This is a genomic window from Sphingobium sp. 22B, assembly GCF_001580035.1.
GTDB classification, from domain to species: Bacteria; Pseudomonadota; Alphaproteobacteria; order Sphingomonadales; family Sphingomonadaceae; genus Sphingobium; species Sphingobium fuliginis.
In genome coordinates this window covers 201,672-223,317 of record NZ_LTAB01000002.1, presented here as the reverse complement: position 1 = coordinate 223,317, position 21,646 = coordinate 201,672, and the positions used below count along the sequence as shown (strand labels likewise).

The following is a 21,646-nucleotide window of genomic DNA, read 5'->3' as shown; positions in this document are numbered from 1 at the left end:
CAATTCATGCTTGGGACGAACGCGGCTCCACGGGCGTCCGCCCCAAGTCGTCGTCACTGCGCCGATCTGGCGATCAATGAACGAACCGATTCCTCTATGCCCGCGGCGGAGGGGGCGAAGGCGGTCTCGAGAGGCTTGGAGAAGGGCACCGCGCACATCTCCCCGCCCAGACGTCCTACTGGCGCCCTGAGATCCCTGAAAAACTCCTCCGTGATGACGGAGGCGATCTCGCCATTGATGCCGAATTCGCGTGCGGCCTCCTGCACGACGAGCGCGCGCCTGGTCTTCGCGACGGAGGACAGCACGGCGTCCCGGTCCCATGGCGATATGGTGCGCAGGTCGATCACCTCCACCATGATGCCGTCCTTTTCCAGTGCGGCGGCGGCGGCCAGCGATTCGACCACCATGCGCGAATGGGTGACGATCGTCAGATCGGTTCCTTCGCGCGCCACGCGGGCCTTGCCGATGGGAATGCGCACATGTCTGTCGCGAAGCTCGCCGCGCGCCGTTCCGATGGGGATATTCTCGATGAAAAGCACCGGGTCCGGATCGTCTATGGCGGACAGCATCAGCCCGTAGGCGTCCGCCGGATTGGATGGCGCCACCACCTTGATGCCGCCGACATGGGCGAACCACGCCTCCAGATAGTCGCTGTGCTGTCCGCCCAGCGACAGGCCCGAACCCGTCATCGTGCGCACGACGATGGGCACATTGGTCTGGCCGCCGGACATGAAGCGCAGCTTGGCCGCATGATTGACGAGCATATCCATGCCGATGGTGATGAAGTTCATCAGCATGATCTCCGCCACGGGCTTGTAACCGCCCAGCGCCGCGCCGATCGCCGCGCCGATGATGGCCTGTTCGGCGATGGGCGTGGAGCGGACCCGTTCATCCCCATATTTGGCGGACAGCCCGCGCGTCACGCCCATGACGCCGCCGCCTTCCCCGTCCGCCAGGTCTTCGCCCAGGCAGAGCACGGTGTCATCGGCCGCCATGGCATCGTCCAGGGCGACGCCGATGGCCTGGAACATCGTCATCTTTTCTACGTCAGCCATTTCTTTCACCCGATCTCATTTGCGAAGATGTCGCGCTTCAGTTCGTCGAGCGCAGGGAAGGGCGCGGCGAGCGCGGCATCCACCGCCTCGTCCAGTTCGCGCTCGAATCCTTCCTCGATTGCGCTCAGTTGATCCTCCGAGGCGATGCCTTCGGCTATCAGCCGCGCCCTGAGCCTGGGCACCGGGTCCGCGGCGATGGCCGCGGCAAGTTCTTCACGGTCGCGATAGGAGCCGTCATCGCCATAGACATGGCCGTTATGGCGATAGGTGATCGCCTCGATCAGGGTCGGGCCTTCGCCGGCACGCGCCCGTTCGATGGCGATGCGCGCTGTTCCGTACATCTCGTCCGGGTCGTTCCCGTCCACCGTATATCCGGGCATGGTATAGCCCAGCGCGCGGGTCGACACCTTCTCCACGGCGGTGCAGGTGGCATAGGCCGTATGTTCGGCATAACGGTTGTTCTGGCATATGAAGATCACCGGCAGTTTCCAGACCGAGGCCAGATTGAGCGATTCGTGGAAGGCGCCGATATTGGATGCGCCGTCGCCGAAATTGGCGATGGTGACTCGGCCGTTGCCCGCCAGCCTGGAAGCCCAGCCCAGGCCGTTGGCGATGGGCATGGTGCTGCCGACGATCCCCGTCGTGACCATGATCCCGGCGGAGGGATCGGTGATGTGCATGGGACCGCCCTTGCCCTTGCACGATCCGGTGGCGCGGCCGCCCAGTTCGGCCCACAGCTTCTTGAGCGACAATCCCTTGGCCAGCGAGTCGTGCAGGCCGCGATAGATGGTGCAGAGATAGTCGTCGGGCCGCAGGTTCACCGAAACGGCGGACGGTATGATCTCCTGTCCCTTGGTGCTGTAGAAGGGCATGACCAGACGGCCGGACCGGATGACCTTGTGCGCGCGATCGTCATTCTGGCGTATCAGCGTCGCCTTGCGGTAGATTTCCAGGAGCGTTGCTCCATCGGGCGTCGGAAAATTTGCTTCCAAAGTCTCTCTCCTGTTGACCGGCTGCGCATGCGGCCGACGTGATGGCGATCAGCTTTTCGTTGCCGCGATGGAGGGGAGGCGCTCAATGGCTTCCGGGCATGGCCCGCCGGACAAGCCGCTGCGCTTCTCCGGGGAGTTCCGCGCCCGGCGTCGGGGCCGGAATCCCGGCCGTGGTCGCAGCCGGCTTGCCTGCCAAAGTGCCTCCCGCTCCTTCCCCCGCCAATTCCTCTTTGCTTGATTGTTCGCTAGCTTACTCTTTCAACTTTGCCGGAGGTTGTCAACGGGGAAGGAAGGGGACGGGAAGGAGGATCTGGCCATGGGCCGACCAATGGGTTGTGGGCGGGGTCCATCGGGTCCGGGCCTCAGCGGCAATATTATCAATCGCTTAGGGCGTGATTGTATCGCCGCGGTCAGAGGTGATTGTCATATCCAGTAGGCGTGCTGCGAACTTCCATATTCAGCCGCCCTCTTCCCCGTAAAAAGCAATATTGCGTATTATATATATACGCACTATATGAAATTTCAGCCCGGCGGATGCGCGAATTGATCGCGGCCACGGCATCCAGAGACCCGCAAAGGCGCATCAGGATGAGGATTGAAAAAACATCATGACCGACGTTCCTACTTTCCTGTCCGCCCTGGCGCCGCTCCCTGTCGCGGACTTTGCCGAATTCGGAGAGATCAGCGTCAGGAAAGCCGATCGCATGCAAATGCTGACGGCGAATTTTCTCGGTCGGAACTGGGTCACCATCCCGCATGTCACCCATAATGACGAAGCGGACATCACCGTCCTGGAAGCCTGGCGGGCGGAATGGAACGACGCCAATCCCGAAAGCAGGCTGACGCCGGTGGTCTTCCTTGCAAAGGCTCTGGCGCTTGCGCTGGAGGCTTTTCCCGCCTTTTGCGTCTCGCTCGATCCGGTGAACCAGCAGATCGTCGAAAAACATTATCGCCATGTCGGCATTGCCGTCGACACGCCGCGTGGGCTGGTCGTCCCGGTCATCCGCGACGTCGACAAAAAGGGCCTGAAGGAGATTGCGGCCGAGCTGCGCGCCTTGTCGGAAAAGGCCAGGAGCAAGGGGCTGAGCCTGTCGGAGATGTCGGGCAGTTGCATTACCCTGAGTTCCCTTGGGCATATCGGCGGGACCAGTTTCACCCCGATCATCAATGCGCCGGACGTCTCGATCCTGGGCGTGACGCAGGCCCGTCCCGTTCCGTTCCCGACCGAAGAGGGAGGCATTGAGTGGCGCAGGATGCTGCCCCTGTCCTTCAGCTACGATCATCGCGTCATCAATGGCGCCGATGCGGCCCGCTTCGTCCGTTTCGTGGCCGATCTGCTGGGCCAGCCCGACCGACTGGCGGCCCAGGGAACCCGGCATGAACCGTCGGATGGCATTTGATCAGCATGGAGGATTTCGGTCCCTTGCGGTCGGGAATAGAGGTATGAATATGCGGATGCCCACATTGGCTTCGCGCAGAGGGAGTCTTGCCTGATGCAGGTGCCCACCGCTCAGTTGGCACATGGCCTCAAGGAATTTCTCACCCGGAAATTCGGTGCGCAGATCGGCTATGCCTCGGACGAGGAAGCCGCGCTTGCGGCGATCGCCATGATCGAGGCGCAGGCGCGGCGCGGGCGTGCCGGCGACCTGGCGGAGGTCCGCGACCTTAGCCATGCGCTGAAGCCCTTGAGCGGTGATGCCGCGTTGCCGGCGGTTGCCCCGGATCTGCACGCCGCGTTGCAGGCTTTCGCCGCCCGCCTTCAGGACGCCGGCTTTCTCGATACTACTCTCCTTGCCGAACTCGAGGCGCTGTTGAGCCGTTTCATGGCCGACCGGCGGCTGTCGCCCGCACAGAAGGGAGCAGCCATAAGGGTGGCGCAATGGGACGCGGCGCGCCTGAACGGCCTGGCCGGCAGCGCTGCGGATGGCAATGATGCGGGCGACGACGGCGTCACGGCCGAAAAGCTGCGGCAATATCTGGTCGAGCGGCTGGAAGATCCCACCCTCGAACTCACCGGCGTGCAGCGCGTTTCCGGCGGGTTCGGCAAGGAAACCGTGCTCTTTTCCGCGCGTGGCAACGGGCTGGACGGCGATTTCGTGCTGCGGCGGGACCGGGCCCGTCCCACGCTGGAGAATGACTGCCATAATGTGGAGGCCGAATATCCGGTCGTCCGCGAAGTGTTCAAGGCCGGCTTCCCTGCCCCGGACGCGCTGTGGATCGAAACCGCGAGTACGGCGATTCCGGGCAGCTTCTTCGTCATGAAGCGCGCCAGGGGCAGGGTGATCGGGGATGTTTTCGGATCGTCGGGCAAGCTGCCCGAAGGGGCGTTCACGGCACTGGCCCAGGGGATCGGCAGGCTGCACCGATTGCCGCCGATGCACCAGTTGGGCGACCTGACGCCATCCATCCGTTCGGACCTGTGGTCCATGCCCATTGGCGAGGTGACGCGCGATTATATCCGCGGCTTCTTCGCCCTGTACCGCAGGGAGCAGGAACTTGCGGTGCCCGGCCTCGGCGCATTGGAGGGCTGGCTGCTGGACAATGTGCCCTCTCCCGATGGTGCGCCGGCTCTGTTGCATGGCGATGTCGGGCTTCAGAACATCCTGTTCGACGGCGACGCGCTCAGCGTCGTGCTGGATTGGGAATTCGCGCATATCGGGGACCCGGCCGAGGATGTCGCCTATGTCAGGAACACGGCCGGTCCCCATCTCGACTGGCGCCGCTTCCTGGACGATTACCGGTCGACTTCGGGAATAGAGTTCGATCCCGCCCGGCTGCACTATTTCCGGGTCTGGGGATATTGCCGCAACGCATTGGCCGCGGCGCTCGCGACCAACTGCTTTGCGACGGGCAGGCTCGACAATCTGAACATCGCCCATGTCGGTTTCTTCTACCTGCCGCGCTTCGTCGAAGCGGCGACGCGGCTGATCATGGATGGACCCGAACGGCTGGACTGAAACCGCCGCGGCAGCCAGGCGCGCATTGCCGGCGGCAGATTGAGAATGGACCTTTTATGCCAGCGACCGACGCCATTTCGCCAGATTTGCCCATTCCCCGATCATTGTCGGACATCACGCCCGACTGGATCAACCGGGGCCTCGCTGCGCGCTTTCCGGGGATCGGGGTGAAGGCGGTCAGGGTCGAGGGGTTCGTCGGGCACAAGCCGAACAAGGCGGTGGTGTACCTCGACCATGGCGCGCCCCCATTTGACGGCGTTCCGCAGAGCGTCTTCGTCAAGGGCAGCTTCAAGGCCGATCCGGACGCTCCGAAATCGGGTCTGGACGTGGGCAATGAGCTGGAACTGCTGAGCTATGAGGAGGTGGTTCCCTTCATCGCGGTCAACACCCCGGATTGCTACGCCATGCGCTTCGATCAGGAGCGCTGCGAGGGCGTGGCGATCCTGAAGGACATCCATGCCGCCGGGGCGGTGTCGCTCAAGGAGCGCGCGCAACTGGAATATGACGAGGCTGCCGCCTTCATAGACAGCCTGGCCCGCACGCATGCGCCATGGCTCGGCAGCGCGGAGCTTGAACCCGGCGGCCGCTTCGGTCCCGGGTCTCCGCTCGTCCAGCGAACGCTCAAGATCCACGAAAGCTATATCGAACAATTGGTGAAGCCGGAATATTGGGACAATTTCGTCACCCTGCCGCGTGGCGAGGCATTGCCCCGCATGCTGCGCGACGCAAGCCGGATGGCGGCGGCCATGAAGCGCATGCATGCCGTGCATCGCGGCATGGCGCGCACTGTGATCCATGGCGACGAGCATCTCGGCAACCTCTATCTCGAAGCCGATGGGACGCCCGGTTTCCTCGACTGGTGCGCGCGGGTCGAGGCATGGCCGATCAGCTTTTCCTATTTTCTGGTCTCCGTGCTGGACACCGGCGACAGGCGCAATTGGGAAAGGCCCCTGCTGGCCCGCTATATCGCCGGGCTCAAGGCGCATGGCGCCGTTGCGCCCAGTTTCGAGGAGGCGTGGTATGCCTATCGCTGCACCATCGTCTATTCGCTGTTGATCTGGCTGAACAACAGCAGCAAATGGCAACCGGAGGCCGTCAACACGCGCAATGCCGTGCGGGCGGCCAATGCGCTGTTGGATCATGACGTCTTCCGCCTGCTCGGCTTATGAAGGCCGCGATCTTCAAGGGCGCGGGCCAGCCGCTCGCGATCGAGGAGGTGCCGGAACCGGTGCCCGGTCCGCACGAGGCGGTGGTGCGGGTCAGCCGCTGCGGCATCTGCGGCACGGATGTTTCCATGACCTCGGGCGTGGGCTGGAACTACCCCCTGGGATCAGCGCTGGGGCATGAATTTTGCGGCGAGGTCGTTTCGCTGGGACCGGATGTGGAACGGCTGAGGATTGGCGATCGCCTGGCCGTAATGCCGCAGGCCGGCTGCGGCGCCTGCCGCCCCTGCATTGCCGGACGCCCGCTCGATTGCGAGAGGGGCTTCCGGATGATGATGGGTGGCCTTGGCGAATTTACGCTGGCGGATGAACGCTGGTCGGTCAAACTGCCGTCCACCCTGTCGGAAACGGACGGCGCGCTGATCGAGCCCATGGCTTCCGCCCTGCGCGGCGTCAGAATGGGCGGGGTGGACGCGACCTCCCGCATTGCCGTCATCGGTGTCGGCGCCATGGGCGCGGGCGCGATCTACTGGTCGCGCCGGCAGGGAGCGTCCCGCGTCGCCGCCCTTGCGCGGTCCGCCCGCCGCCGCGATCTCGCCAGCACCATGGGGGCGACCAGCCTGGTGCCGATGCCGTCGGAGCCGGGCGCCGTTGCCGAGGCGCTGCAAGGCGCGCCCGACATCGTGTTCGAATGCACCGGCGCGCCGGAGATGGTGTCCGCTGCGATCGACCTTGTCCGGCCGGGCGGCACCATCGTCTTCATCGGCATATGCGGCGGCAGCGCCAGCTTCGTGCCGGCGGCGGCCACGATGAAGGAGGCCGTGATCCGTTTCACCTCCGCTTATTCGCTCGAAGAGTTTCAGGCCACGGCCGACGCGTTCGACGCGGGCGGCGTTGAGCCGCGCAGCCTGGTGGATCGGAGGGTCGGGCTGGACGAGGTTCCCGCCGTGCTGGAGGCGATGCGGAGCGGCAGCAGCCAGGCGTTGAAAACCCATGTCCATCTTCACCGTCCTTAGCGTCGGGACCGTTGCCGCGGTTCAGCCCCGGCGACGGGGAAGAATTATATCGCTAGTTGACTATATGGATGCGATCTATATGCTGGATGGCTGAAGCTGCCTCCGGGCGGATCGACCAGAAAAAAGCAGGAGACGGATCATGAGCGAGGCGGAAGAAGTATCGGCTCTTCTAATTCTGACGGCGACGACGCATCCCGGCACCGACCATGATGCTTTCAATCGCTGGTATACCGAGGTTCATGTTCCGGACATATTGACGGTCGAGGAAATTGCCTCCTGCCGCCGCTACAAGGTGGCGCGGGCGCGACTGGCGCCCGGCGTGCTGGCGCAGCCCAGCCATGAATATACCGCCGTGTACAAGATCCGCGCCCGTACCGAGGAGGATCTGGAGCGCGTGGCCGAACGGCTGCACGAACTGGGCGCCAGCGGCATTTCGGTCAACACCGCCTTCGACGATTCGCGGACGATGGGCACGTTCCTGCTTCCGGTCTCCGACGACATCGTCGAAGACCCTGATTATCGGCACAGCGGAACCCGCGCGTCCGCCTGACGGGGTTTGTATCGGGACAATCGGCCGTTCCGGGGAGATATGCGATGATTGATCAAGATCGTCTGGATTTGCAGCAACTCAACCATCTCTACGCCTATCATGTCGACAACTTCCATATCGATGAATGGGTCGATCTTTTTACGGATGATGCATTTTTCGATGAACGCGAATTCGGCTTGGGCCTTCATGACGGGCGCGCCGCCATTGCCGAATATGGCAAGAAGATCGTGCGCGAAACGGAATATGCCGTTCATCTGATGGCCACCCACATCATCCATGATGTCAAGGATGGGGTGGCGACCGGGACCGCCTTCGCCCTGACGCAGGCGCTCATGAAGAACGGCATGAACGCGCGCTATCAGGTCAAATATGAAGATGTATATCGCAAGGTCGACGGAAAGTGGAAGATCGCCAGACGGGTGCTCCGCAAGACCTTCCCCGTCGAAGTCTTGACGGAACCGGACGCAGCATGACCCGGGACATGCAATCGGATCATCGAAAGGGGGACGAAGCGGCTCGATAAAGGGCAGGAAAAGAATGGATAGGGAAAATCCCGTCGGCAATATCGACAATGGCCGGGGCAGGATGGGGAGGTGAAGATGACAGGCAGGTCTTTCCTATATCGCTGCTCCATGGCGGCGATCTGTGCCGTTCCGTCGATCCCGGCCTGGGCGCAGTCCGGCGGCACGCCGGCCGATCAGGCATCGGCAGGGCAGCTGGAGGACATTGTCGTCACGGCCCAGCGCCGCGCGGAACGGTTGCAGGATGTGCCGATCGCCGTATCGGCGGTCACTTCGGATGCACTGGCGCGGCAGGGCGTCGACTCGCTGGTGGGACTGAACGCGAGCGTGCCGGGCCTGCAATTCCAGACCACGGGCGTCGCTTCGGCGGTCTATTTGCGCGGTGTCGGCACCAATGACGGCAATCCCAATATCGAACAATCGGTCGCGCTCTACATCGACGGGGTCTACATCGCCTCCCCGAACGCCGCGCTCAACCAGTTCAACAATATCCAGCGGGTCGAGGTGTTGAAAGGCCCGCAGGGCACGCTGTTCGGGCGGAACGCCACGGGCGGCGTGATCCAGATCGTCACCAGGGACCCCTCTCATACGCCCGGCGGGGAGTTCAGCGCCGGCTATGCCAATTACGACACGTTCAGCGCCAATGGCTATGTCACCGGGCCGATCGGTTCGACGCTGGCGGCCGATGTGGCCGTGACATGGCGGCACCAGGGCGATGGCTTCGGCCGCAACCTGATCCTGGACAGGGAAACGCGCAAGTCGAAGAATTTCGGCATCCGTTCCAAGCTGATCTGGGAGCCGACCGATGCCCTGACCGTCCGCCTGTCGGGCGATTATGCGAAAAGTTCGGCCATGCACCCCGATTTCGTGCTGCCCAAGGGCGTGCTCGGCATCGATGGCGAACTGACCACCGGTAGCTTCGACACGCGCACCAATGTCGTGCCGACGGGCGACCTCAAGCAATATGGCGGTTCGCTGCGGCTGGAATATGATGCGGGGTCCGTCCTGTTCACCAGCATCACCGCCTATCGCGAGACGCATACGCACAGCGCCTTCGATTCCGACGGGACGCCGCTGGATTTCATCCGCGCCGACCTGCCGAACAGGCAACGCAACTGGACGCAGGAATTCCAGATCAGTTCGCCCTCGGCTTCACCCGTGCAATGGATCGTCGGCGCCTTCTATTATGACAACAAGGCTCGTTACGTTTCCGGCCGCCTGTCGGGACTGGCGATAGAATTGAGCGGCGTTCCCTATATCGACTTCAACAATGGCCAGTCGAGCAAATCCTATGCCGGGTTCGGCCAGGCGACCGTGGAACTGGTCAAGGGGCTGAAGGCCACCGGCGGATTGCGCTATACGAGCGAGAAGCAGCGCTTCTTCGGGGACACGCGCACCATATTCGGCATTGTGCCGGTCGGCCCGCAAGAGCAGAGTTTCGACAAGCTGACATGGCGCATGGCGCTCGATTATGAAGTGGCGCGCGACGTCCATGGCTATATTTCCTACAATCGGGGCGTGAAGAGCGGCGGCTTCAACCTGTTGACGCCGACGGCGCCTTCGTTCAGGCCGGAAATATTGGACGCCTATGAGGTCGGGCTGAAAAGCGAGCTGTTCGACCGCAGGCTCCGCCTGAACGCGGCTGCCTTCCTCTACAAATATAAGGATATACAGCTTCAGGTCATTCGAAACGGCACCTCCTTCTCCACCAACGCGGCCCGCGCCACGATCAAGGGGATCGAAGCTGAAATCCAGGCGATACCGATCGAAAATCTGACGATCACGGCCGGCTTTTCGATACTCGACGGACAATATGACCGCTATCCCGATGCGCCGCTCTTCACTCCGTCGCCGCTTACTCCGCATCCGGCGACGCAGGACGCCACGGGCAACGACACGGTCGCCGCGCCGCCCTTCGCGGGCAATATCGGTTTCGAATATGTCGTTCCGACCAAGGCGGGCCGCTTTGCCCTGTCATCCTCGCTCTACTATAATGACGGCTATTATTTCGGACCGGACAAGAACTTCCCGCAGAAGAACTATTATCTGCTCTCCGCGGCGCTGGGTTGGACTTCACCCGATGAGCGCTATGGCCTCAGGCTCTGGGGTGCGAACCTTACGAACGAATATTATCTGCAACAGGGTTCGCCGGGCGGTTTCGGCAATCTCACGATCCGCGCCGACCCGCGCACCTATGGCGTGACCGGCACTGTGAAATTCTAGGATAATATAGGGTGGGCCGCCTCTGGCGATCCGCCCGCAACGATGGAGCATCCGATGATCTTGGAGATTTCCCGCGTCAAGATATTGCCGGGCAAGGAAGAAGAGTTCGAGCGAGTCTTCTACGAGGCGTGCGAGATCACTTCGGCGCTCAAGGGATATAGGGGCTGCGCCCTTGAAAAATCGATCGATACGCCCGGCATATATTATATGATGATGAACTGGGCGTCGGTCGAAGCCCATCTTGTCGAATTCCCGCAATCGCCGGAAGGGGCCCGTGCCATGGAGCTTGTCGTGCCTCTGTTCGACGGGATGCCCGTGGCGGACCATGTCGTCCGCATCGAACGTCCCTGACCGGACCAGCGCAAAGGAGAATATCCGATGGAAGTCGCAGACGAACTCGCCATTCGCAACCTCATCGCCCGCGTCGCGCGCGTCACCGACCAGTGGGAAACGCTGGAGCAGCTTGCCGCGGAATATGTCGAGGACGGCGTCTGGCATCTCGAAGGGCTGGAACCCTATGTCGGGCGGCAGGGCATCATGCGGCGGGCGCGGGAGATGCAGGAAGCCGGCATCTGCGGCCCCGGCACGCCGATGCGGCATATCGTGTCGACCCCGGAAGTGATCCCCGATCCGGCCAGGCCCGATGAGGCCACCGTGATCTCCTTCGTGGCCATGGGCAATATGAAGGACGGCAAGGCGCTGCTCGAAGGCTATGGCCAATATACTGATACGGTCCGGAAGGTGGACGGCAGATGGTATCTGGTGAAGCGCTACGGCAACGCCTTCTGGTAAGAAACGGAACCTTGATGCCCGGGCAGCGGAGAGAAACATGACCGGCGGAACGACATCTCCCATCCCATATTCCATGGGAGCATCGGGCGGCCGACGCATGGCCCTCTCCCGATCCTTGCATCAGGGAAGCTGAGATGGACCGTCAGGAGAGCCCATCCAGCCGGGCGCCGCTGAACCGGATCAGCCAGTTGCTGGGCGTGGCGGCGCGCGACCTTGCCAAATATGTCGAGCCGCAGCTTGATGGCGAAGCGCTGGAGATCGTGTCGTTGCTGCGGCCCACGCTGCTGCGGCTTGCCGCGCAGTTGGGCCCGCTGGAGCATGTCGCGGCCGAGAGCTGCACCGAATATCAGCGGCTTGCCGCATGTGCGGACGACCTTCTGGGCCGGGGATCGGATGTGGCCCATGACGCGGGAGGGGAGGGCGGCGCGTTCGCCCGGCTCCTCGACATCCGGGCTGCATTGGCGGCCTCGATCCCGGCTTTGTCCGACAGGGCCGGCGGGCAAGGGACCAAAGCCGATGCCGCCTCCCGGCTGCTTGCCGCGATAGAGGAACAGGAAGCCCGCTGGGGCGCGCGGGAAGCGGATGCGGTGGCCTATGTCGCGCAGGCCACGGACATCGACATTTCCTCGCTCCAGCAGGTGCGCGACCGGCTTCAGCCGGATGTCGTCACGGGATATTTGCGGCGGGCGGCGCCGGAATTCGCGAAGATCGAGGTGGGTTCGGTCAATGTCCTGCCGGGAGGCCGTTCGAAATCGACGATCTTCATCACCGCGTCGGGATTCGAAGCCGGATCTTCCCTGGTCTTGCGTCAGGATATTGAGAGCGCCTTCATACGGACGCGCGTCAGCGAGGAGGCGCCCTTGCTGCGCCTGCTGAAGCAACAGGGCGTTCCGGTGCCGACGCTTTTCCTGTGTGAGCGCGACAATTCGGAACTGGGCCCGCCGTTCATCCTGACCGATCGCGTGGCGGGGAAACCCATGGGCAGCGCATTCGGCTTCATCGATGCCGATCCCGCCCATGTGCGCAGCTTGGCGGGAATTCTCGCCCGGATACATGCGACACCTGTTTCCCACTTGCCTCCGGCGCTTCTGGGCGGCGGGATTTCTCCTGCGGATCGCCTGCGCAGGCGCATCAGGCAGGCATGGGACGAATGGCGCGCGAACACGAGGGAGGTGTCGCCCCGGATCGAAATGGCCTTCGCCCGGATCCATGCAGACAGCGATCATGTCGCCCCGGCGGAGGCCCTTGTCCATAGCGACTTCGGGCCCCACAACCTGCTCGCGGACGGGAATGGCGTCAGCGCGGTGCTCGACTGGGAACTGGCGTTGCTGGGCGATCCTGCGGAAGACCTTGCCTATTGCCGGTCGGCTGTCGAGCAGGTCATGCCCTGGACTGACTTTCTCGAGGAATATTATCGGTGCGGGGGCAATGCCGTTTCAGAGCAACGACTTGAGTTGTTCAGGCCCTGGGGCGCCCTTCGCAACGCCTGGCTGACCGCGAAGGCGATGAATGCCTTTTCGGAAGGGCGGGTGGGATCCGCCAATGGCCTGATCACCTATGTGGCCATGCCTTATTTCAATGACGCCGTCAGTCCGGCAGGCTAGCCGCAGATCGCCCGCACGCGCCGATGTTCCTCTGCCGCCGGTAGAAATCGCGCCGGGACCGACGCGGGGGTTCCCGAATCATGCAAATCCTTCTTTGATGCTGTCAGGCTGCGCGATCAAATCGCGACGCGATATATGAAGATGAAGGTCAGATGGAAGCAGACGGCGCCATATTGCAGGATGAAGATTATGCGGCGCTGGCGGAATTCCGCTTCGCTCTGCGACAGTTCCAGGCGTTCAGCAGCGAGCGGGCGGCCAGGGTGGGACTCACCCCGCAGCAGCATCAGGCCTTGCTCGCACTGCGCGCCGCGCCGGCCGAGGATGCGACCGTCGGCTATGTCGCGCGGCGACTGTTGCTGAAGCCCCACAGCGCGACGGGGCTGGTCGACCGGCTGGAAAAGCTGGGGCTGGTGACGCGCCATGCCAGCGCCACGGACCGGCGGCGCGCGCAATTGCAATTGACGCCGGGCGCGCTGGACCTGCTGGCGAAGCTGTCGGCCACGCATCGCGATGAGATACGCCGCTTGCGTCCGCTGCTCAACCAGTTGCTGGCGCGCTTTGCCTAGGAAATTTCAGGTCCCAGGATAGCGGTGGAAAGCTGCTCCAGCCCTTGCGGCAGGACATGGCTTGCGGGCCCGGCCCGCTACCCCCGTCGGTGGTGCAGGCGCGGAACCGCGTCGGATTGCCGGCGGACCAGGCTGTAGTCCAGTCGCGCCAACCCCCGCCCGTCCACTTCTTCCCCGCCCTTCATGGCTTCCGCCAGCAGGGTCATGGCGGCCCGGCTCATGTCGCGAATCGGCTGGCGGATGGTGGTGAGCGTGGGCCAGATCGCGGCGGCAAGCGGCGTGTCGTCGAAACCGCAGACCGTCAGATCGGCCGGCACGTTGATCTGACGCTGATGCGCGATGGTGATGGTCGCCGCGGCCATATCGTCGTTGCAGGCGAAGATCGCTGTCGGCGGCGTCTTCAGGCTCAGCAGATGCGCCGCCGCCTCCAGCCCGGACCGGTAGCTGAAATCGCCCTCGACGATATAATCTTCCTCAACCGGCAGGCCCTGCGCGGTCATGGCGACGCGAAAGCCCTCCAGCCGTCGCGCGCTGGAACGGTGCTGGGGATTGCCCTGGATGAAGGCGATGCGGCGGTGGCCGAGGTCGATCAGATGCCGCGTCATCTCGCTCGCGGCCTGGCGGTCGTCTATCGCGACCACCATCATGCCATGGTTCTCGTCCGGCGCGATCGCGACCCAGGGAATGCCCTGCCGCCCGAGCGCCTGCGCCAGTTCGTCCCAGTCGCACAGGGGCGGCGGCACGATGACGCCGGAAACGCGCGCCTGAAGAACCTGGGCGACGATGTCCTGCGCCGTGGCGCCCATCTCGCACTGTTCCACCACCAGGTGGAGGTGATGCTTCGCCGCCTCGTCCAACCCGCCCAGCAACAGTTCGCCCAGATAGGCGGAGGTCGTCGTATTGCGGTAAAGCAGCGCCACTCGCCGGTCGTCGCCCCCGGCCAGCGCCCGGGCGGAGACATTGGGCGCATAGTTCAGTTCCGCGATCGCCTTTTCCACCCGGGCTCGGGTCTGGGGGCTGACCCAGCTCTGCTTGTTCGCGACGCGCGACACGGTCATCACGGACACGCCGGCCCGCGCTGCGACTTCCCGGATTGTCGGCGGCTTACGTTCGTTCATGGTCGTTCACCGCCTAGCCTTTGCGGCCATTGAAAGCCAGTCATGGATTGCCCGGCGCATAGGGGAAAGCGAGCGATTTGTACCAGTTCAGATCATGTTCCGGCGGTGCCGTGCCCGCCGGCAGCGGGCGTTTGGACAGCGTCTGGAAATAGGCGATGCTGGCATCGCGCCACCATTTCGCCTCGCGATGCTGGATGCCGAGGAAGGACTGCGTCTGGGCGAAGCGTTCCGCATCGACATGGGGACGCAGGCTGTCCCACGTCCTGCGCATGGCCGCGACATAGGCTACCCCCGCGTCATAATGGCGGATGAGGCCGTTCCACAGGGTTTCGCCCGATTTCAGCTTCGCATCCCAGCCGACATGGTGGAACCAGAGGAGGTCGCGTTCCGGCGTCGTCTTCGGGTTGGCGAGCATCCTGGCGACCGGCGGGGCATATTGGGCGATGGCGTTGCTGCCGGTCCTCGTCCGGTCGAAGCCGATCCCCTGCGCGTCCGCCTTATGATAATAGACCGGGTTCCATTCGGGCCGGGCAAGCTCTGAAATCCAGGGAGCCGGGCCGTAATGATGGCCGGTGCCCATGACATGGGACAGGCCGAGCGGGGTCATATAGTCGACCGCCGCCTCCCGGGATCCCATCATCATGGCGACCACCGGATCGACCACCTTCGCATCCGTCGAGAAAGTCTGCGCCGCCCATTCGCGTGCGATCGCCTCCGCCGACAGATCCGGGTCCCAGGCAAGGCGGCCGAAGGCGTACCAGTCCGCCTGGTTGAAGATCGATCCGCTCCAGTCGCGGTCGGCGCCGATATTGGCGACGCCGGCAATGCCAGTCAGCTTGTGGCCCTCCAGCGACCCGTCGATCACCCTGGCCACGGTCGACCCCTTGCCGCGGGCGAAGGTGTCGCTTTTCAGCGTCTCCTCGAACAAGGGGCCGAGATAGGTGAGGTGGGTCGACTGGCCCAGATATTCCTTGGTGATCTGGAATTCCATCATCAGCGGCGTCCGGGGCATGGCGCCGAACAGAGGATGGAAGGGTTCGCGCGGCTGGAAGTCGATCGCGCCGTTCTTCACCTGCACCAGCACATTGTCCGCGAACTGGCCGTCCAGCGGCTTGAAGTCGTTATAGGCCTGCTTGGCGCGGTCGTCCGGATTGTCATGCGCATAGACGAAGGCGCGCCACATCACGATGCCGCCATGCGGCTTCACGGCCGCGGCCAGCATGTTCGCGCCATCGGCATGGGTGCGCCTGTAATCCTGCGGCCCCGGCTGCCCTTCGCTGTTCGCCTTCACCAGGAAGCCGCCGAAATCGGGAATGGCCCTGTAGATCTCGTCGGCCTTCGCCTTCCACCAGGCGGCGACTGCCGGGTCGAGCGGATCGGCGGTCCCGAGGCCGGACAGCTCCATCGGCGCGGTCCATTTCACCGACAGATAGACCTTGATGCCATAGGGCCGGAACACGTCCGCCAGCGCCGCCGCCTTGGCGATATAGGGCGCGGTCAGGCTGTCGGACCTGGCGTTCACATTGTTGAGGACCGTGCCGTTGATGCCGATGGAGGCATTGGCGCGGGCATAGTCGGCGTATCGCGGCCCCTTCCAGTCGGGAAGGCGCCACCAGTCCCAGATGGATTGACCGGCATAGCCGCGCTCCACCGTGCCATCCAGATTGTCCCAATGGTTGAGCAAGCGCAGCTTCATGCGCGGCGCGCTGCGAATGTCGAGCCGGTCCAGCGGGGCGCCCGTTTCCGCCAGCCGCAAATAGGCATAGGCCCCATAAAGAAGTCCGGCATCGCCATTGGCCGCGATCACCGTCACGGACTGGCCGTCCAGCGCGACCGAGCGAATGGCATAGCCCTCTTCGCCCAGCCCATCGAGCTTCACCGGCAGATCGGGGGCGGAAGCCGGAGTCGCCAGCCAGATCGCGCCATTCATGGGCTTGTCAGCCAGCGCCGGCGCCGCGCCATTCGCGCCCGCAAGGCCGCGCATCAATTCATCGCGGGCGGCCAGTGCGGTCGCACCGCGGCCCGGCGCAACGATCGCCGTGGCGTGCCGCGCCAGATTGCCGCCATCCTGCACCTTTTCGTGCCGCAGCCACAGATCATAGCCGTCCTCCGCCATGGCGGGCGCCGTCATCACGGCGGTGGCGACGGTCCAGCAGAACAGACGCGCGAACATAGATCCCCTTTCCTCTCCTTCCCGTCTTCACCCGAACCGACGCTTCGGATCGAAGGGCATTGACAGGCCGCTCTTGTCTGAGCAATGTTAACGCTATCAGTTGGGATGCGGCAAGCAAAAAGCTGGAAGCCGCCGCAAAAAAGGGGAGAGGCTGTTTCGTGATCCGGTTCCGCAAGCTGTTGGGCGCGGTTTCGCTGCTGACGCTGACGGTCGCGACGCCCGCCGTCCCCGTTCTGGCGGCGCCTGCGTCGACGGGCGCGCGTCCGCTCTACAAGGATGCTTCCGCCCCCATCGAATCGCGGGTCGACGATCTGCTCTCCCGCATGACGCTGGAGGAGAAAATCGCCCAGATCACGGCGGTGTGGACCGACAAGGTCAAGATTTTCGACGACAGGTTGCAGCTCGACCCATCGAAACTGGCGCAGATCTTTCCCCATGGCATGGGGCAGTTCACCCGCCCGTCCGATGCCAAGGGGGCCTTTTCCCCCCGCGAAGTTCCCGGCCGAAATCCGCGCCAGACAGTGGCGCTGGTCAATGCGCTGCAACGCTGGGCGACGACGCGGACGCGGCTGGGCATTCCGATCCTGTTCCATGAGGAAGGACTGCACGGCTATGCGGCTGTTGGCGCTACCAGCTTTCCGCAGTCGATTGCCCTGGCCTCATCCTGGGACCCTGACATGCTGCGCGAGGTGAATGCCGTCATCGCCCGCGAAATCCGCTCGCGCGGCGTCAGCCTCGTCCTTTCCCCCGTGGTCGACATCGCCCGCGATCCGCGCTGGGGCCGGATCGAGGAAACCTATGGCGAAGACCCCTATCTGGTCGGAGAAATGGGGGTGGCCGCTGTCGAGGGGCTGCAGGGCAAGGGGCGTTCGCGCCTGCTGCCGCCGGGCAAGGTGTTCGCGACGCTCAAGCATCTGACAGGCCATGGCCAGCCCGAAAGCGGCACCAATGTCGGTCCTGCGCCGGTTTCCGAACGCGAACTGCGCGAGAATTTCTTTCCGCCCTTCGAACAGGTGGTGAAACGCACCGGGATCGAGGCGGTGATGGCCAGCTATAATGAAATCGACGGCGTGCCCTCCCACGCCAATCGCTGGCTGCTGCGCGATGTGCTGCGCGGCGAATGGGGCTTCAGGGGCGCGGTGGTCAGCGACTATTCGGCGATCGACCAGTTGATGAGCATCCACCATATTGCCGGCGATCTGGAACAGGCGGCGGGGCGCGCACTGGATGCGGGCGTGGATGCGGACCTGCCCGATGGCCTCTCCTATGCGACGCTCGGCCGGCAGGTGCGCGAGGGCAGGATCAGCGAGGCACTGGTCGACCGTGCCGTGCGGCGCATGCTGGAACTGAAATTCCGCGCGGGCCTGTTCGAAAATCCCTATGCCGATGCGGCGGCGTCGGAGAAGATCACCAATAATGCGCAGGCCCGCGCATTGGCGCTCAAGGCGGCGCAGCGCTCCATCACCCTGCTCAAGAATGACGGCATGCTGCCGCTGAAGCCGGAGGGCAGCATCGCCGTCATCGGCCCCAGCGCCGCCGTGGCGCGGCTGGGCGGCTATTATGGCCAGCCGCCGCATAGCGTCTCGATCCTCGAAGGCATCAGGGCCAAAGCCGGAACCCGGGCGAAGATCGTCTTCGCGCAGGGCGTCAGGATCACGGAGAATGACGATTGGTGGGCCGACAAGGTCGTCCGGTCCGATCCCGCCGAAAACCGCCGCCTGATCGCGCAGGCGGTCGAGGCGGCCCGTCATGCCGATCGCATCGTCCTGACGCTGGGCGACACGGAACAGTCGAGCCGGGAAGGCTGGGCCGACAATCATCTGGGCGACCGGCCCAGCCTGGACCTGGTGGGGGAGCAGCAGGACCTGTTCGACGCGCTGAAGGCGCTGGGTAAGCCGATCGCCGTGGTGCTCATCAACGGCCGCCCTGCCTCCACCGTCAAGGTTTCGGAACAGGCGGACGCCATTCTGGAGGGCTGGTATCTGGGCGAGCAGGGCGGCCATGCCGTGGCGGACGTGCTGTTCGGGGACGTCAATCCGGGCGGCAAGCTGCCGGTGACCATTCCGCGCTCGGCGGGGCAATTGCCGATGTTCTACAATGCGAAGCCCAGCGCGCGGCGCGGCTATCTTTTCGATACGACCGATCCGCTCTACCCCTTCGGTTTCGGCCTCAGCTATACGAGCTTCGACCTGTCCGCGCCGCGACTGTCGGCCGCGAAGATCGGCGTCGGCGGCACGACCAGCGTGTCGGTCGACGTGCGCAATGGCGGCCAGCGAGAGGGCGACGAGGTCGTCCAATTATATGTGCGGGACAAGGTCAGTTCCGTCACCCGGCCGATCAAGGAACTGAAGGGATTTCAGCGCGTGACGCTGAAGCCCGGCGAGGTTCGCACGGTGACCTTCACGGTCGGGCCGGAAGCGCTGCGGATGTGGAACGATCATATGGACCGCGTGGTCGAGCCGGGCGATTTCGAGATCATGACCGGCAACAGTTCGGTCGCGCTCAAATCGGCAACGCTGACGGTGGTGCCATGAACGGTTTCGCGCGCCGGCAGGCGCTGGGCCTGCTCGCTTCGACCTCGCTGCTCGCCGCCGCGCCCGCCGCCGCGAAGGGGAGGGGCGGGCCGCTCTACAAGGATGCTTCCGCCCCCATCGACCTGCGCGTCAGGGACCTGCTGGCGCGCATGACGCTGGAGGAAAAGGTTGGCCAGATCATCGCGCTCTGGGCGACCAAGGCCGACATCATGGACGATCTGACCTTCTCTCCCGCCAAGGCGAGCAAGGCCTATCCCGACGGCTTCGGCCAGATCACCCGCCCGTCCGACCGCCGCGGCGCGCCGAACGGATCGACCCAGGCGGGCGGCGTGGGCGCGCGCTGGCGGACGCCCGCCGATACCGTCGCCTTCATCACCGCCGTCCAGAAATGGGCGACGGAGGAGACGCGGCTCGGCATTCCGGTGCTGTTCCATGAGGAGGCGCTGCACGGGCTCATGGCGACAGAGGCGACCATGTTCCCCATGGCGATCGGGCTCGCGGGCAGTTTCGACCGCCAGTTGATGGAGGAGGTTCAGTCCGTCATCGCCCGCGAGGTGCGGGCGCGCGGCGTCCATCTGGCGCTGTCGCCGGTGGTCGACATTGCCCGCGACCCGCGCTGGGGCCGGATCGAGGAGACCTTCGGCGAAGACCCCTATCTCTGCGCCGAGATGGGCGTGGCCGCCGTGCGCGGCCTTCAGGGCGAGAGCAGGCGGATCGGCCCGGACAAGGTCATGGCGACGCTCAAGCACATGACCGGCCACGGCCAACCCCAGAGCGGCGAGAATATCGCGCCCGCGCCGATCTCCGAACGGGAACTGCGCGAGAATTTCTTTCCACCCTTCCGGGAGGTGGTGAAGCGCACCGGCATCGCCGCCGTCATGCCGTCCTATAATGAGATAGACGGCGTGCCTTCGCACCAGAACCGCTGGCTGCTGAACGACATATTGCGCGGCGAATGGCGTTTCGACGGCGCCGTGGTCAGCGACTATGGCGCGGTCCACGAACTGGACAGCATCCACCATGTCCAGCCCGACCCGGAGGCGGCGGCGCGCGCCGCGCTGCGGGCGGGCGTCGATTGCGAACTGCCCGATGGCCAGACCTATCGGACGCTCGTCGAACAGGTCCGGGCGGGCAAGGTGCCGCTTGAGGCGGTCGATCTGGCCTGCACCCGGATGCTGACGCTCAAGTTCCGTGCGGGTCTGTTCGAAAATCCCTGGCCGCGCAAGGATCATGAGCGGCTGACCGGCAATGCGGAGGCGCGCGCGCTGGCGCTGAAGGCGGCGCATCGCTCCATCGTGCTGCTCGGCAATGACGGCACGCTGCCGCTCACGCCCGGCGCGCACCGGCGGGTTGCGGTGATCGGTCCCAATGCCGCCATTGCGCGACTGGGCGGTTATAGCAGCGTCCCGCGCCAGACCGTCTCCCTGCTGGAAGGCGTGCAGGCGAAGCTCAGGGGCAAGGCGGAGGTCGTCCATGCCCAGGGCGTCTTCATCACGCGGAGCGAGGATCGCTCTGCGGACGAGGTGCTGCTGGCGGACCCGGCGGAGAACCGCGCCCTGATCGCGCAGGCGGTCGAGGTCGCGAAGACGGCGGACATCGTCCTGCTCGCCATCGGCGACACGGAACAGACCAGCCGGGAAGGCTTTGCGAAGAACCATCTGGGCGACCGCACGAGCCTGGACCTGCTGGGCGAGCAGAACGCCCTGTTCGCCGCGCTGAAGGCGACAGGCAAGCCGGTGGTGGTGTGCGCCATCAACGGCCGCCCGCCCAGCTATCCCATGGTCGCAGATGGCGCCAATGCGCTGCTGGAGTGCTGGTATCCGGGGCAGGAGGGCGGCACCGCCATGGCCGACATCCTGTTCGGGGACGTCAATCCCGGCGCGAAGCTGCCCGTCACGGTGGCGCGCGACGCGGGGCAGATACCGATCTTCTACAACCGCAAGCCATCGGCCCGGCGCGGCTATGTGTTCGAGGATATTTCGCCGCTCTTCCCCTTCGGCTTCGGCCTCAGCTACACCCGTTTCGAATTCGGGCCGCCCCGCCTGTCGTCGCCGCGCATCGGCACGGGCGGCGAGGTGACGGTGGAGGTCGACGTCCGCAATGCCGGGCAGAGGGCAGGGGATGCGGTCGTGCAGCTTTACGTTCGCGACCAGACCGCCAGCGTCACCCGGCCGATCAGGGAACTGAAGGGCTTCGAACGCATAACGCTGGCCCCCGGCGAGAGCCGCGCCGTGCGCATGACGCTGGGCCCCGCCGCCTTCGCGCTCTGGAATCTCGACATGGAGGAAGTGGTCGAACCCGGCCTGTTCGACGTCATGACCGGGCCGGACAGTGAAAATCTCCAGAAAACCACGCTCGAAATCATCTGAACAGGATCATCCA

At 64.4% G+C, this 21,646-nt stretch carries 17 protein-coding genes; 13 read left to right on the top strand and 4 right to left on the bottom strand.

Annotation, left to right across the window (positions count from 1 at the left end):
- Window positions 1-53 precede the first annotated feature (53 nt).
- Window positions 54-1,055, bottom strand: coding sequence for an alpha-ketoacid dehydrogenase subunit beta (locus A0J57_RS03945; protein ID WP_061933972.1), 1,002 nt, complete (start codon window positions 1,053-1,055; stop codon window positions 54-56).
- A 5-nt stretch (window positions 1,056-1,060) separates the two neighbouring features.
- Window positions 1,061-2,047, bottom strand: a complete 987-nt coding sequence (locus tag A0J57_RS03940; RefSeq protein ID WP_061933970.1) for a thiamine pyrophosphate-dependent dehydrogenase E1 component subunit alpha — start codon at window positions 2,045-2,047, stop codon at window positions 1,061-1,063.
- A gap of 608 nt (window positions 2,048-2,655) precedes the next feature.
- On the opposite strand from A0J57_RS03940, the gene A0J57_RS03935 reads away from it, so the two are divergent.
- The 11 genes from A0J57_RS03935 (at window position 2,656) to A0J57_RS03885 (ending at window position 13,439) form a co-directional block, all read left to right on the top strand.
- The gene (locus tag A0J57_RS03935) at window positions 2,656-3,447 is read left to right on the top strand and encodes a 2-oxo acid dehydrogenase subunit E2 (RefSeq protein ID WP_061933969.1); all 792 of its coding nucleotides are present in this window, start codon (window positions 2,656-2,658) and stop codon (window positions 3,445-3,447) included.
- Window positions 3,448-3,540: 93 nt separating this feature from the next.
- The gene (locus A0J57_RS03930; RefSeq protein ID WP_061933966.1) at window positions 3,541-5,004 is read left to right on the top strand and encodes a phosphotransferase family protein; all 1,464 of its coding nucleotides are present in this window, start codon (window positions 3,541-3,543) and stop codon (window positions 5,002-5,004) included.
- Window positions 5,005-5,060: 56 nt separating this feature from the next.
- Complete coding sequence (locus tag A0J57_RS03925; RefSeq protein WP_061933964.1) at window positions 5,061-6,173, top strand: hypothetical protein; 1,113 nt, start codon at window positions 5,061-5,063, stop codon at window positions 6,171-6,173.
- On the top strand, window positions 6,170-7,183 hold the full coding sequence (locus A0J57_RS03920) for a zinc-binding dehydrogenase (RefSeq protein ID WP_061933962.1): 1,014 nt from the start codon (window positions 6,170-6,172) through the stop codon (window positions 7,181-7,183). The genes A0J57_RS03925 and A0J57_RS03920 overlap by 4 nt, the downstream gene beginning before the upstream one ends.
- 139 nt (window positions 7,184-7,322) lie before the next feature.
- Entirely contained in the window at window positions 7,323-7,733 is a 411-nt protein-coding gene (locus A0J57_RS03915; RefSeq protein ID WP_061933960.1) for a DUF4286 family protein, read from the top strand.
- 44 nt (window positions 7,734-7,777) lie between these two features.
- On the top strand, window positions 7,778-8,206 hold the full coding sequence (locus A0J57_RS03910) for a nuclear transport factor 2 family protein (RefSeq protein WP_061933959.1): 429 nt from the start codon (window positions 7,778-7,780) through the stop codon (window positions 8,204-8,206).
- 126 nt (window positions 8,207-8,332) lie between these two features.
- Window positions 8,333-10,477, top strand: coding sequence for a TonB-dependent receptor (locus A0J57_RS03905; RefSeq protein WP_082718570.1), 2,145 nt, complete (start codon window positions 8,333-8,335; stop codon window positions 10,475-10,477).
- Between the two features lie 54 nt (window positions 10,478-10,531).
- A complete protein-coding gene (locus A0J57_RS03900) occupies window positions 10,532-10,828 on the top strand; it encodes an antibiotic biosynthesis monooxygenase (RefSeq protein WP_061933957.1) in 297 nt (98 codons plus the stop codon).
- Window positions 10,829-10,855: 27 nt separating this feature from the next.
- Window positions 10,856-11,269 (top strand): nuclear transport factor 2 family protein, encoded by a 414-nt coding sequence (locus A0J57_RS03895; RefSeq protein ID WP_061933956.1) that lies wholly within the window; start codon window positions 10,856-10,858, stop codon window positions 11,267-11,269.
- A 134-nt stretch (window positions 11,270-11,403) separates the two neighbouring features.
- Window positions 11,404-12,873, top strand: coding sequence for a phosphotransferase family protein (locus tag A0J57_RS03890; protein ID WP_061933955.1), 1,470 nt, complete (start codon window positions 11,404-11,406; stop codon window positions 12,871-12,873).
- A gap of 152 nt (window positions 12,874-13,025) precedes the next feature.
- Entirely contained in the window at window positions 13,026-13,439 is a 414-nt protein-coding gene (locus A0J57_RS03885; protein ID WP_061933953.1) for a MarR family winged helix-turn-helix transcriptional regulator, read from the top strand.
- Between the two features lie 77 nt (window positions 13,440-13,516).
- Here A0J57_RS03885 and A0J57_RS03880 read toward each other — a convergent pair whose 3' ends face one another.
- On the bottom strand, window positions 13,517-14,557 hold the full coding sequence (locus tag A0J57_RS03880) for a LacI family DNA-binding transcriptional regulator (protein WP_061933951.1): 1,041 nt from the start codon (window positions 14,555-14,557) through the stop codon (window positions 13,517-13,519).
- A 40-nt stretch (window positions 14,558-14,597) separates the two neighbouring features.
- Window positions 14,598-16,730: an alpha-glucuronidase family glycosyl hydrolase gene (locus tag A0J57_RS03875; protein ID WP_061933950.1), complete on the bottom strand. Its 2,133-nt coding sequence runs from the start codon at window positions 16,728-16,730 to the stop codon at window positions 14,598-14,600.
- 158 nt (window positions 16,731-16,888) lie between these two features.
- On the opposite strand from A0J57_RS03875, the gene A0J57_RS03870 reads away from it, so the two are divergent.
- Together A0J57_RS03870 and A0J57_RS03865 are read left to right on the top strand one after the other, a co-directional pair.
- The gene (locus A0J57_RS03870; RefSeq protein WP_061933949.1) at window positions 16,889-19,264 is read left to right on the top strand and encodes a glycoside hydrolase family 3 N-terminal domain-containing protein; all 2,376 of its coding nucleotides are present in this window, start codon (window positions 16,889-16,891) and stop codon (window positions 19,262-19,264) included.
- Window positions 19,261-21,633 (top strand): glycoside hydrolase family 3 N-terminal domain-containing protein, encoded by a 2,373-nt coding sequence (locus tag A0J57_RS03865; protein ID WP_061933946.1) that lies wholly within the window; start codon window positions 19,261-19,263, stop codon window positions 21,631-21,633. The genes A0J57_RS03870 and A0J57_RS03865 overlap by 4 nt, the downstream gene beginning before the upstream one ends.
- Window positions 21,634-21,646 lie beyond the last annotated feature (13 nt).